This is a genomic window from Brenneria salicis ATCC 15712 = DSM 30166 (genome assembly GCF_003315515.1).
Taxonomy (GTDB): Bacteria; Pseudomonadota; Gammaproteobacteria; order Enterobacterales; family Enterobacteriaceae; genus Brenneria; species Brenneria salicis.
Genome location: NZ_QNRY01000067.1, coordinates 1 through 13,384, shown reverse-complemented (window position 1 = coordinate 13,384; position 13,384 = coordinate 1). Strand labels below are relative to the sequence as shown.

Below are 13,384 nucleotides of genomic sequence, written 5' to 3'. Positions count from 1 at the left end.
TCTGCACTAAAATTTCTTTTTTTCATTGGAGCACCTGTGTTGTTCTGAGGTGAGCATATCACCTCTGTTCAGGTGGCCAAATTCAGTATTCCACTACATAACAACCCCACGCCATAGCCAACCTGCACGCCGCTGCTGTAAAACGCTTTTTTCTTTTTGGGCGCGTTTTCCACCGCTAACAACGCTGCGCCTCCCCACTCGCCTCCGACCGCAAAGCCCTGGATGGCACGCAATGCCACCAGCAACACTGGCGCCCACCAGCCAATGGCGTCAAATGAAGGCAACAAACCTATCAAGGCTGTAGCAATCCCCATCATCCAGACGGTGATCATCAACATGCGTTTACGGCCCAGCTTATCGCCAAAGTGTCCAAACACCATCCCCCCCAACGGGCGGAACAAAAAACCGACGCCGAAGGTGCCAAAGGCCGCCAGCGTTCCCATAGTCGGGCTGATTTGCGGGAAAAATTCAGTATTAAATACAAGTGCGGCAACTATTCCGTACAGAAGAAAGTCGTACCAATCAACGACCGCGCCAATAAAACTTCCCCACGCCGCGCGGCGGGCCCGGCTTTGAGAATGGCTTGTTGACTGCGCTTGCGATGTGGTATCACGGCTGACAGAGGCGTCATTATTGATTGATAATGCATTATTATTCTGTACAAGCGCTGGTGTTGTTGAGGTATTCATCTCTATCCCGTTCTTTTTACTTTACACTACTGTACACCAAAAAATTTCAGGAAGAAATTTTTAACGTTGCGAAGCAATGGCCCGTCAAGATACATCATAAAAAAGCCCCGGCCTTGGTAGCCGGGGCTTTTAGTTATTCACCGCTTAACCTACGGTTAATCAAACATCGGGAATAAATGACTTACTCGTCGTCGCTATTACCGAAACCACCGGCATTCAACAATTCAGCCAGATTAGCAGACGCTTCATCTGCGCTCACCTGAGGTACAACAGGCGTCTCGCCTGCCTGACGGCGACGCATGCGATCCTGATGATACGCATAACCTGTACCCGCCGGGATCAGACGACCCACGATAACGTTCTCTTTCAGGCCACGCAGTTCATCACGTTTACCGGCAACCGCCGCTTCCGTAAGAACACGTGTGGTTTCCTGGAACGATGCCGCGGAAATGAAGGACTCGGTTGCCAGAGACGCTTTGGTGATACCCAGCAGATCGCGGCTGTAAGTCGCCGTGATCTTGCCATCCGCTTCCAACTGACGGTTGGCAATCTTGACGCGAGAGACTTCCGCCTGCTCGCCTTCCAGGAATTCCGTGCTACCCGCGTTAACGATGGTGCCCTTACGCAACATCTGACGAACGATAACTTCAATGTGTTTATCGTTAATCTTAACGCCTTGCAGACGGTAAACTTCCTGAACTTCGTTGGTGATGTAACGCGTTACCGCATGTACACCACGCAGACGCAGGATATCGTGCGGAGATTCCGGGCCATCGGAAACCACGTCGCCACGTTCGACACGCTCGCCTTCAAACACGTTAAGCTGACGCCATTTCGGAATCATCTCTTCGTAAGGTTCGCTGCCATCCAACGGCGTGATCACCAGACGACGCTTGCCTTTGGTCTCTTTACCGAACGAGATAACCCCGCTGATCTCGGCCAGAATCGCCGGTTCTTTCGGACGACGCGCTTCGAACAGGTCGGCAACACGCGGCAGACCACCGGTAATATCCTTGGTACCGCCGGATTCCTGAGGAATACGCGCCAGGGTATCACCCGCACTGATCTTCACGCCGTCTTCCAACTGAACAATCGCCTTACCCGGCAGGAAATACTGAGCAGGCATATCGGTGCCTGGGATCAATACATCTTCACCTTTGTCATCAACGATTTTCAGCGCCGGACGCAGGTCTTTACCGCTGCCGGTACGCTCCGCGCTATCCAGAACCACGATAGAAGACAAACCGGTCAGTTCATCGGTCTGACGAGTAATGGTCTGGCCGTCAACCATATCCGTGAAACGGATGCTACCGCTCACTTCGGAAATAACCGGCATGGTATGCGGATCCCAGTTCGCCACGGTTTCGCCGCCGTTAACTTCTGAGCCATCACCCTTCGCCATCACCGCACCGTAAGGCACTTTGTAGCTTTCTTTAGTACGACCGAATTCGTCGATCAACTTCAGTTCGGTATTACGTGAAGTAATCACCAGTTTACCGTTGCTGTTGACCACGAACTTGGCGTTGTTCAGTTTCAGGCTACCTTTATTTTTCACCTGAATGCTGGACTCCGCCGCCGCACGCGATGCCGCACCACCGATGTGGAAGGTACGCATGGTCAACTGTGTACCCGGTTCACCGATAGACTGCGCCGCGATAACACCAATGGCTTCACCTTTGTTAATCAGGTGACCACGGGCCAGGTCGCGACCATAACACTTGGCGCACACGCCGAAGTCGGTTTCACAGCTTACGACGGAACGGACTTTTACCGCATCAACGGAATTTTCTTCCAACATGTCACACCACTGCTCATTCAGCAGGGTATTACGTGGAACCAGAATGTCCGCCGTACCCGGTTTGGTGACGTCTTCAGCCGTCACTCGGCCCAGGACGCGCTCACGCAGCGGCTCTTTAACATCTCCGCCCTCGATAACCGGCGTCATCATGATGCCTTCATGCGTACCACAATCGTCCTCGGTCACCACCAGATCCTGCGCCACGTCAACCAGACGACGCGTCAGATAACCGGAGTTCGCGGTTTTCAGTGCGGTATCCGCCAGACCTTTACGTGCGCCGTGGGTCGAGATGAAGTACTGGAGTACGTTCAAACCTTCACGGAAGTTAGCGGTGATCGGCGTTTCGATGATGGAGCCATCCGGCTTCGCCATCAGACCACGCATCCCCGCCAACTGACGAATCTGTGCCGCAGAACCACGCGCACCGGAGTCGGCCATCATAAAGATGCTGTTGAAAGAAACCTGCTGCTCAACCACGCCATCACGGTTAACCACATCCTCAACGGACAGGTTTTCCATCATCGCCTTGGCAACACGCTCATTCGCCGCGGCCCAGATATCGATAACTTTGTTATAGCGCTCGCCGACCGTAACCAGACCGGACTGGAACTGCTCCTGAATCTCCGCGACTTCGGTTTCCGCTTCTTCGATAATCTCGGCTTTTTTCGCCGGGATAACCATGTCATCGATACCAACGGAGGCGCCAGAACGCGCAGCGTAAGCAAAACCGGTGTACATGATTTGGTCAGCGAAGATAACCGTCGGTTTCATACCTAAAATGCGATAACAGGTGTTAAGCATTTTGGAGATCGCTTTTTTACCCAAAGGCTGGTTAACGATCGAATACGGCAGACCCTTAGGCACGATCATCCACAGGATGGCGCGGCCGATAGTCGTATCAATAATCGTCGTCTGATGCGTCGACTCGCCTTCGATGTTCTTGATCTCTTCCGTGATACGCACTTTGACGCGCGCATGCAGAGAGGCCAAACCTGCGCGATAAACGCGTTCAGCTTCTTTCGGCCCGGTCAGCACCATGCCTTCGCCTTTGGCGTTAACACAGTCACGCGTCATGTAATACAGACCCAACACCACGTCCTGGGAAGGAACGATGATAGGCTCGCCGTTCGCCGGTGACAGGATGTTGTTGGTCGACATCATCAACGCACGCGCTTCCAACTGGGCTTCCAACGTCAACGGCACGTGTACAGCCATCTGGTCGCCGTCGAAGTCGGCGTTATACGCCGCGCACACCAGCGGGTGAAGCTGAATCGCCTTACCTTCGATCAGAACCGGTTCGAACGCCTGAATACCCAAACGGTGCAGGGTGGGCGCACGGTTCAACAGTACCGGGTGCTCGCGGATAACTTCGTCCAGGATATCCCAAACGACCGCTTCTTCGCGCTCAACCATTTTCTTGGCGGCTTTGATGGTGGTGGCAAGACCACGCAGTTCCAGCTTGCCGTAGATGAACGGTTTGAACAGTTCCAGCGCCATTTTCTTCGGCAGGCCGCATTGATGCAGACGCAAGTATGGACCAACGGTGATAACGGAACGACCGGAGTAATCGACACGTTTACCCAGCAGGTTCTGACGGAAACGCCCCTGCTTACCTTTGATCATGTCAGCCAGCGATTTCAGCGGACGCTTGTTGGAACCGGTGATGGCACGACCGCGACGACCATTATCCAGCAAGGCATCGACCGCTTCCTGCAACATACGTTTTTCGTTACGCACGATGATATCTGGCGCAGCCAGATCCAGCAGACGTTTCAGACGGTTGTTACGGTTGATCACGCGACGATACAGATCGTTCAGATCGCTGGTTGCGAAACGACCGCCATCCAGCGGAACCAACGGACGCAGATCCGGCGGCAGAACCGGCAGTACGGTCAGGATCATCCACTCTGGTTTATTGCCGGACTGAACGAACGCTTCCAACAGTTTGATCCGCTTGGTCAGCTTTTTGCGCTTGGTTTCGGAGTTGGTTTCGTTCAACTCTTCGCGCAGTTGCTCGCACTCCTGCTCCAGATCCATGTTTTTCAACAGGGCCTGAATCGCTTCGGCGCCCATCTTGGCATCGAATTCGTCGCCAAACTCTTCCAGCGCGTCCAGATACTGCTCTTCAGTCAGGATCTGACGGCGTTCCAGGTTGGTCATACCGCCTTCAATCACCACATAGGATTCGAAATACAGTACGCGTTCAATATCACGCAGCGGCATGTCTAGCAGCAAACCGATACGGGACGGCAGTGATTTCAGGAACCAAATATGCGCGGTCGGAGAAGCCAGTTCAATGTGGCCCATACGCTCACGGCGTACTTTGGTCTGGGTCACTTCGACGCCGCACTTCTCACAAATCACACCGCGGTGTTTCAGACGCTTATACTTACCGCACAAGCATTCATAGTCTTTTACCGGCCCAAAGATACGGGCACAGAAAAGGCCGTCACGTTCAGGTTTGAACGTGCGATAGTTAATGGTTTCTGGCTTTTTCACTTCACCAAAAGACCACGAACGGATCATGTCTGGCGAAGCCAGAGCAATTTTAATCGCATCAAACTCTTCGGTTTTAGTTTGCGCTTTCAGAAACTTTAATAAGTCTTTCACAGATTGGCTCCTGTCGGAGTTAGACTTGTCAGGCGCCTGAACTATGCTTTTAAAAAACAACGTTCAGACGCCCCTATGACGAATACCAGCGAACAACGGGCTGGGATTACTCTTCTTCCAGCTCGATGTTGATACCCAGCGAGCGGATTTCTTTCAACAATACGTTGAAGGATTCCGGCATGCCTGGCTCCATCTGATGATTGCCGTCCACGATGTTCTTATACATCTTAGTACGGCCGTTCACGTCATCAGACTTAACGGTCAACATTTCCTGCAAGGTATAAGCTGCACCATAAGCTTCCAGCGCCCACACTTCCATCTCACCGAAGCGTTGACCACCGAACTGCGCCTTACCACCCAGCGGCTGCTGAGTAACCAGACTGTAAGAACCGGTGGAACGGGCATGCATCTTATCGTCAACCAGGTGGTTCAGTTTCAGCATGTACATGTAGCCCACGGTGACCTGACGTTCAAATTGCTCACCGGTACGTCCATCGTACAGAGTGATCTGACCGGAGGTCGGGATACCGCCCATCTGCAACAGTTCCTTGATTTCTTTCTCTTTTGCACCGTCGAATACCGGCGTTGCAATCGGCATGCCTTTCTTCAGGTTTTCTGCCAGACGCATAACTTCTTCGTCTGAGAAAGTGCTCAGGTCGACTTTTTGACGCACATCGTCGCCCAGATCGTAGGCTTTCTGGATGAACTCACGCAGTTTAGTCACTTCTTCGTGCTGCTTAAGCATGGCGTTAATTTTATCGCCAATACCCTTCGCCGCCATACCCAGGTGGGTTTCCAGAATCTGACCGATGTTCATACGCGAAGGTACGCCCAGCGGGTTCAGAACGATATCGACCGGCACGCCGTTCTCATCGTAAGGCATATCCTCGATCGGGTTGATCTTGGAGATAACACCCTTGTTCCCGTGACGACCCGCCATCTTGTCGCCCGGTTGAATCTGACGTTTGACAGCCAGATAAACCTTGACGATTTTCAACACGCCCGGCGCCAGATCATCGCCCTGCGTGATTTTACGGCGCTTGGCTTCGAGTTTTTTCTCAAACTCGTGCTTCAGTTCGTCGTACTGTTCGGCCAACTGCTCCAACTGATTCTGTTTCTCTTCATCAGTCAGGCCCAGTTCCAACCAGCGCTCACGCGGCAGTTTGTCCAGTTTGTCGGCTTCCACGCCGCCGGCAACCAGCACAGCGTGAATACGGGCAAACAGACCGGCTTCCAGGATTTGCAATTCTTCAGTCAGGTCTTTCTTCGCCTGCTTCAACTGCATTTCTTCGATTTCCAACGCACGTTTGTCTTTTTCCACGCCATCGCGGGTAAAGACCTGTACGTCGATAACCGTACCGGAAACGCCGTTCGGCACACGCAGCGAGGAGTCTTTAACATCAGACGCTTTCTCACCGAAGATCGCACGCAACAGCTTCTCTTCCGGCGTCAGTTGAGTTTCGCCTTTTGGCGTTACCTTACCGACCAGAATGTCGCCGCCCGTTACTTCCGCGCCGATATAAACGATACCGGACTCATCCAGCTTGGAAAGCGCTGCTTCACCCACGTTCGGGATATCCGCGGTAATTTCCTCAGGCCCCAGTTTGGTATCGCGAGACACACAAGCCAGTTCCTGGATATGGATAGTGGTAAAGCGATCTTCCTGAACCACGCGCTCGGAAACGAGGATGGAGTCTTCGAAGTTGTAACCGTTCCACGGCATGAACGCCACGCGCATGTTCTGACCCAGCGCCAGTTCACCGAGATCGGTGGACGGACCATCAGCCAGCACGTCGCCGCGTTCAACCGGTTCGCCCAGCGACACGCACGGCATCTGGCTGATGCAGGTGTTCTGGTTGGAACGGGTATATTTCGTCAGGTTATAGATGTCGATCCCGGCTTCGCCCGGATACATCTCATCGTCATTCACGCGAATCACGATACGTGAAGCATCAACGTACTGTACCGTACCACCGCGTTTCGCCACAGCGGTTACGCCGGAGTCAACCGCAACGGCACGTTCCATCCCGGTCCCCACCAGCGGCTTATCAGCACGCAGAGTAGGCACAGCCTGACGTTGCATGTTCGCACCCATCAGGGCGCGGTTGGCGTCATCATGTTCCAGGAACGGGATCAACGATGCACCCACAGAAACGACCTGCTGTGTGGAAACGTCCATATATTCAACCTGATCGCGGCTGAACAAGCTGGACTCGCCTTTATTACGGCAGGTAACCAGTTCGTCAATAAAGCGGCCTTCTTCGTCCAGATTGGTGTTCGCCTGCGCGATAACGAAGTTGCCTTCCTCAATCGCCGACAGGTAATGGATTTCATCCGTCACCACGTTGTCACGCACACGACGATACGGGGTTTCAAGGAAACCGTATTCGTTGGTTTGCGCATAAACAGACAAGGAGTTGATCAAACCGATGTTCGGACCTTCCGGCGTTTCGATAGGACATACGCGACCGTAGTGCGTCGGGTGTACGTCTCGAACTTCAAAGCCGGCGCGTTCACGGGTCAAACCACCTGGGCCGAGAGCAGAGATACGGCGTTTATGTGTAATCTCCGACAGCGGGTTGTTCTGATCCATAAACTGCGATAACTGACTTGAACCGAAGAACTCTTTTACTGCCGCCGAAATCGGCTTGGCATTAATCATGTCCTGCGGCATCAGCGTATCGAGATCGCCCAGAGAAAGACGCTCTTTCACTGCACGTTCCACACGAACCAGACCAACGCGGAACTGATTTTCCGCCATTTCGCCAACAGAACGAATACGGCGGTTGCCGAGGTGGTCGATATCGTCCACTTCGCCTTTGCCGTTACGGATATCAATGAGCTTCTTCATCACTTCGATGATGTCTTCTTTGCTCAGAATACCCGAACCTTCGATCTCTTCGCGCAGCAGAGAACGGTTGAACTTCATACGGCCAACCGCAGACAAGTCATAGCGGTCTTCGGAGAAGAACAGGTTCTCGAACAACGTTTCCGCCGCTTCGCGCGTCGGCGGCTCGCCAGGACGCATCATGCGGTAAATCTCAACCAATGAGCTCAGGCGATCAGTAGATGGATCGACGCGCAAGGTTTCAGAAATATACGGACCGTGATCCAGATCGTTGGTGAACAGGGTTTCAATACGTTTGTGACCGGATTGGCTCAGTTTAGCCAGCAGATCCAGAGACAATTCCATATTGGCGGCGCCAATCAGTTCGCCAGTGCTTTCATCGATATAATCTTTGGAAAGCACTTTGCCAACAATGTATTCAACCGGAACTTCAATACTCTCAATGCCGTCTTTCTCTAACTGACGGATATGACGCGCGGTAATACGGCGGCCTTTTTCAATGTAGACCTTGCCGTTTGCTTCGATATCAAAAGAAGCGGTTTCACCACGCAGACGCTCAGGGACCAGATCCATCTGCAATTTATTGCCATTGATTTCGTAGACAATTTTATCGAAGAAAAGATCAAGGATCTGTTCGGTGGAGAAGCCCAAAGCACGCAGAATAATGGTCGCAGGCAATTTGCGGCGACGGTCGATGCGGACAAACAGGTTATCCTTCGGATCGAACTCAAAATCCAACCAGGAACCACGGTAAGGAATAATACGCGCGTTATACAGCACCTTACCTGAAGAATGGGTTTTGCCTTTGTCGCTATCGAAGAAGACACCCGGACTACGGTGCAACTGAGAAACGATAACACGCTCAGTCCCGTTAATCACAAAGGTACCGTTGTCAGTCATGAGCGGAATTTCGCCCATATAGACTTCTTGTTCTTTAATGTCTTTAACGGTGCCTTCAGGCGCTTCACGCTCGTATATCACCAGGCGCAATTTTACGCGCAGCGGCGCAGAAAACGTCACGCCACGGATCTGACATTCTTTAACGTCAAATACCGGCTCGCCCAGGCGATAGCTAACGTATTGCAGCTCTGAATTGCCGCTATAGCTTTGTATGGGGAAAACAGAACGGAATGCAGCTTCCAGACCGTACTGACCTTCCGGATCTTGCTCGATAAACTTCTGGAACGAGTCAAGCTGGATAGAAAGGAGATAAGGTATGTCCAAAACCTGCGGACGTTTACCAAAATCCTTACGAATGCGTTTTTTCTCGGTATAGGAGTAAACCATGGGGTTCCTCAGCTAGCTGACAAGTCGAACCACTCTGTCCGTCCTAACAAGGACAGTTCATGCAACACTATTTATTTTGGTCGGAAAATGAAGAACTTTCCGTAATACGTCTTTCTATTACTCTTAAACCATTTCATTGCTCTTGCTCAGGCAGGAAACCCACGCAGGAAAGCAGTATATTAAGTCGTCAAAAGAAAAAAATATTGGGGAAAATCAATGGATAAACAGTGTAAAACCCCATTGATACCCTACAGCGCAAAAAGGCTGGTGACTAAAAAGTCACCAGCCATCAGCCTGATAAATCAGGCTGCAATCTTAAAGGTTGGCTTATTTAACTTCAACTTCTGCGCCAGCTTCTTCCAGAGCTTTCTTCAGAGCTTCAGCGTCATCTTTGCTGATGCCTTCTTTCAAAGCTGCCGGAGCGGATTCAACCAGATCTTTGGCTTCTTTCAGGCCCAGACCCGTTGCGCCACGAACGACTTTGATTACAGCAACCTTGTTAGCGCCGATGGCTTTCAGCACAACGTCGAACTCAGTTTTTTCTTCAGCAGCTTCAACCGGGCCAGCAGCAACAGCAACAGCGGCAGCAGCAGAAACACCGAATTTTTCTTCCATAGCGGAAACCAGCTCAACAACATCCATTACAGACATGGCTGCTACTGCTTCCAGAATTTGATCTTTAGTGATAGACATAACAATTGTTCCTAAGAATCAGAAATAGTTTATACGTTCGCAAATGCGTTAGAGAAAAAAAGCGCAATTAAGCGGCTTCTTTCTGATCGCGTACAGCAGCCAGAGTGCGGACCAGTTTGCCTGCGGCAGCTTCTTTCATGGTCGACATCAGACGTGCCAATGCTTCTTCGTAAGTCGGCAGCGTTGCCAGACGGTCAATTTGAGCCGCCGGGATCAGCTCACCTTCAAAGGCTGCAGCTTTAACCTCAAATTTTGCATTCGCTTTCGCGAATTCTTTGAACAGACGAGCAGCAGCGCCCGGGTGCTCTAAAGAGTATGCAATCAGGGTCGGACCAACAAACGTGTCTTTCAGGCATTCAAAAGGAGTACCCTCAACAGCACGGCGCAGCAGGGTGTTGCGAACAACACGCATGTAAACGCCAGCTTCACGACCTGCTTTACGCAGTTCAGTCATTTTATCTACGGTAACGCCACGAGAATCCGCAACAACCGCAGACAGCGCACCTTTGGCTACTTCGCTGACTTCAGCAACAATCGCTTGTTTGTCTTGAAGATTTAATGCCATTAGCTTTTGCTCCTGGATTTAGCCGGAGGACATCTCCGGAACTCACTTCACTTATCGCCAAAACGGAGATGAGCGTTGAAACACGGTGAGCAGAATCCAGCAAAGACTATTCTTTAACTATTCTTTATTTTATAAAGAAAGAAAAAAGGTTCTTCAGGCTCTGTCACCGTCTACGCAGGAAAATTAAGTTTCTAATGAAACACCTGCGGTCTTGGACGGAGGCCTGGATAGGCCAGGCTCCAACCGAAAATTCTTCTTTCGTTCCGCTAACGGAACAACGGGCGTAAGATTATAGGTAAATCTCACGCCCGAGTAAAGCGAAACAAAAGCTATCAGACCGCTACTGCGTTCAGACCGCTCTGGTCAACCGCAACACCTGCACCCATAGTGGTAGACAGGCTAACCTTCTTGATGTACACGCCTTTCGCCTGAGAAGGTTTCGCTTTTTTCAGCGCAACCAGCAGAGCTTCCAGGTTTTCTTTCAATTTATCAGAATCGAAATCAACCTTACCGATAGTGGTATGGATGATACCGTTCTTGTCGTTGCGGTAACGCACCTGACCTGCCTTGGCGTTCTTAACAGCTTCAGCGACGTTAGGGGTTACAGTGCCGACTTTCGGGTTCGGCATCAGGCCGCGCGGCCCCAGAACCTGACCTAACTGGCCAACAACGCGCATTGCATCCGGGGAAGCAATAACAACGTCAAAACCCATTTCGCCTTTCTTAATCTGATCAGCCAAATCTTCCATACCCACGAACTCAGCGCCTGCCGCTTTAGCCGCTTCAGCGTTTGCGCCCTGAGTGAAGACGGCTACGCGAACAGAACGACCGGTACCGTGAGGCAGAACAGTGGCACCACGAACGTTTTGGTCAGATTTACGCGCATCAATGCCGAGGTTAACAGCAACGTCTACGCTTTCTACAAATTTAGCAGTGGCCAGCTCTTTGAGCAGAGCAACGGCTTCGTTGATGTCATACTGTTTAGTTGCATCAACTTTTTCACGGATCACGCGCATGCGCTTGGTCAGCTTAGCCATTATCATTCCTCCACTACCAGGCCCATGGAACGAGCGGTACCTGCAATAGAACGCGCCATGGCGTCTACGTCAGCACCAGTCATGTCCGCAGCTTTGGTTTCTGCGATTTCACGAACCTGAGCACTCGTTACTTTACCTACTTTGTCTTTGTTCGGCTTGCCGGAACCAGACTTGATACCCGCCGCTTTCTTCAGCAGTACGGCCGCCGGAGGCGTTTTGGTAACAAAGGTGAAAGAACGGTCAGAGTAAACGGTAATAACAACCGGAATCGGCAGGCCTTTCTCAATGCTTTCAGTTTTAGCATTGAACGCCTTACAGAATTCCATGATGTTTACACCTTGCTGGCCCAGAGCCGGACCTACCGGTGGGCTCGGGTTAGCCATACCAGCCGCAACTTGCAGCTTGACATAGGCTTGTACTTTCTTGGCCATTTAACATTCCTCGAATGGGTAATAACGCCTCGTAAAAGGCTCCCCGTGGTTTTATTACGTTTCATTCAGGCGCCATCGGCCACCTGAAAAACAAAAGGCGCGAAATTATAGATTAACTTCGCACCAGAGGCAAGCCGCTATCAAAGTAGCAGAGGTAGGTAAATCAGCCTTTTTCGACTTGGCTGAAGTCCAGTTCCACAGGGGTTGCGCGGCCAAAGATAGAAACCGACACTTTCAGGCGGCTCTTCTCATAATCCACTTCTTCAACCACGCCATTAAAGTCGGCAAACGGACCATCATTGACGCGCACCATTTCACCCGGCTCGAACAGCGTTTTCGGACGAGGTTTATCACCCACCTGCTGGAGACGGTTCATAATCGCATCCACTTCCTTATCGCTAATCGGCGCGGGACGATCGGAAGTTCCACCGATGAACCCCATAACGCGAGGAACACTGCGCACCAGATGCCAACTGGCATCCTCCATCACCATCTGCACTAATACATAGCCAGGGAAGAATTTACGTTCGCTCTTGCGACGCTGGCCGCCACGGATTTCAACCACTTCTTCGGTTGGCACCATGACTTCACCAAACAGATCTTCCATATTATGGAGCTTGATGTGCTCACGCAGCGACTGGGCTACGCGGCCTTCAAAACCGGAAAACGCCTGAACGACGTACCAGCGTTTTTTTGGGGCTTCAGACATCTTAGAACCTCAGGCCAGTGATAAACGAGACCAAACGGACCAGAATACCATCCAGCCCCCACAGAATCAGTGACATCACGGCAGTAACCGCGGCAACGATTAACGTGGTATGCAACGTTTCCTGGCGAGTCGGCCAAATCACTTTGCGCACTTCGGTACGCGCTTCACGAGCAAACGTTACGGTTGCTTTACCTTTCGTGGTCAGCAGCGCCACGCCGCCTGCAGCAGCGATCAGGACAACAACAGCTAATGCGCGCAAGGGCAGACTAAATTCGCGGTAGTAATAGTTGCCGACAATCGCAATTACCAGCAGAACGGCAACTACCAGCCATTTAATCGCTTCCAGGCCACGCCCGTTCCCCTGAGCTTCGGTATTCGCACTCATAAACCAACCTGTCACAATGATCCAGACAAATAACTTTACCCCGCAACGCAGGGCAAACCAAAACCGAAAGATGTTCTGTAAAACCAATAATTCGGTATTTACGCTGTATCTACAGAGCCCATCTCACCAATGATTATATCCCACAATCGCTGATGAGATAGGTTCTACTATGACAGCGTAGAAAAAGGGCATCAAATGATGCCCTTTTATCGCGTGTCGCGTCAAACGTTATCCGCGATTAAGCGATAACTTTAGCAACAACGCCCGCGCCAACGGTATGGCCACCTTCACGGATGGCGAAACGCAGACCGTCGTCCATCGCGATCGGGGCA

9 protein-coding genes and 1 pseudogene are annotated in these 13,384 nt (G+C 51.5%); all 10 read right to left on the bottom strand.

The features are described 5' to 3' along the window. Positions 1-77 precede the first annotated feature (77 nt). Positions 78-689: pseudogene (locus DES54_RS17620) on the bottom strand (MFS transporter); the annotation flags it as partial. 181 nt (positions 690-870) lie between these two features. Continuing rightward, positions 871-5,097: a DNA-directed RNA polymerase subunit beta' gene (gene rpoC, locus DES54_RS17615; RefSeq protein WP_113869602.1), complete on the bottom strand. Its 4,227-nt coding sequence runs from the start codon at positions 5,095-5,097 to the stop codon at positions 871-873. A gap of 106 nt (positions 5,098-5,203) precedes the next feature. Next, positions 5,204-9,232: a DNA-directed RNA polymerase subunit beta gene (gene rpoB / locus DES54_RS17610; RefSeq protein WP_113869600.1), complete on the bottom strand. Its 4,029-nt coding sequence runs from the start codon at positions 9,230-9,232 to the stop codon at positions 5,204-5,206. Between the two features lie 327 nt (positions 9,233-9,559). Next, the gene (rplL, locus tag DES54_RS17605) at positions 9,560-9,925 is read right to left on the bottom strand and encodes a 50S ribosomal protein L7/L12 (RefSeq protein ID WP_113869598.1); all 366 of its coding nucleotides are present in this window, start codon (positions 9,923-9,925) and stop codon (positions 9,560-9,562) included. Positions 9,926-9,992: 67 nt separating this feature from the next. Continuing rightward, positions 9,993-10,490 (bottom strand): 50S ribosomal protein L10, encoded by a 498-nt coding sequence (rplJ, locus tag DES54_RS17600; RefSeq protein WP_113869596.1) that lies wholly within the window; start codon positions 10,488-10,490, stop codon positions 9,993-9,995. Between the two features lie 332 nt (positions 10,491-10,822). After that, positions 10,823-11,527, bottom strand: coding sequence for a 50S ribosomal protein L1 (gene rplA / locus DES54_RS17595; protein WP_109491413.1), 705 nt, complete (start codon positions 11,525-11,527; stop codon positions 10,823-10,825). Between the two features lie 2 nt (positions 11,528-11,529). After that, positions 11,530-11,958, bottom strand: a complete 429-nt coding sequence (rplK, locus tag DES54_RS17590; RefSeq protein ID WP_113869594.1) for a 50S ribosomal protein L11 — start codon at positions 11,956-11,958, stop codon at positions 11,530-11,532. Positions 11,959-12,121: 163 nt separating this feature from the next. Continuing rightward, positions 12,122-12,667 carry a transcription termination/antitermination protein NusG gene (gene nusG / locus DES54_RS17585; RefSeq protein WP_048636588.1) on the bottom strand — a complete coding sequence of 182 codons (546 nt, stop codon included), beginning with the start codon at positions 12,665-12,667 and terminating at the stop codon, positions 12,122-12,124. 1 nt (position 12,668) lies between these two features. After that, positions 12,669-13,052 carry a preprotein translocase subunit SecE gene (gene secE, locus DES54_RS17580; protein WP_113869592.1) on the bottom strand — a complete coding sequence of 128 codons (384 nt, stop codon included), beginning with the start codon at positions 13,050-13,052 and terminating at the stop codon, positions 12,669-12,671. Positions 13,053-13,290: 238 nt separating this feature from the next. Beyond that, positions 13,291-13,384 (bottom strand): EF-Tu C-terminal domain-related protein (locus DES54_RS17570; RefSeq protein ID WP_147247316.1); only part of this gene is annotated, 94 nt, incomplete at its 5' end.

Excerpts from the sequence above, each read along its gene's own strand:
- rpoB (WP_113869600.1), bottom strand. The coding sequence starts at position 9,232 with ATGGTTTACTCCTATACCGAGAAAAAACGCATTCGTAAGGATTTTGGT.
- rplL (WP_113869598.1), bottom strand. The coding sequence starts at position 9,925 with ATGTCTATCACTAAAGATCAAATTCTGGAAGCAGTAGCAGCCATGTCT.
- rplJ (WP_113869596.1), bottom strand. The coding sequence starts at position 10,490 with ATGGCATTAAATCTTCAAGACAAACAAGCGATTGTTGCTGAAGTCAGC.
- rplA (WP_109491413.1), bottom strand. The coding sequence starts at position 11,527 with ATGGCTAAGCTGACCAAGCGCATGCGCGTGATCCGTGAAAAAGTTGAT.
- rplK (WP_113869594.1), bottom strand. The coding sequence starts at position 11,958 with ATGGCCAAGAAAGTACAAGCCTATGTCAAGCTGCAAGTTGCGGCTGGT.
- nusG (WP_048636588.1), bottom strand. The coding sequence starts at position 12,667 with ATGTCTGAAGCCCCAAAAAAACGCTGGTACGTCGTTCAGGCGTTTTCC.
- secE (WP_113869592.1), bottom strand. The coding sequence starts at position 13,052 with ATGAGTGCGAATACCGAAGCTCAGGGGAACGGGCGTGGCCTGGAAGCG.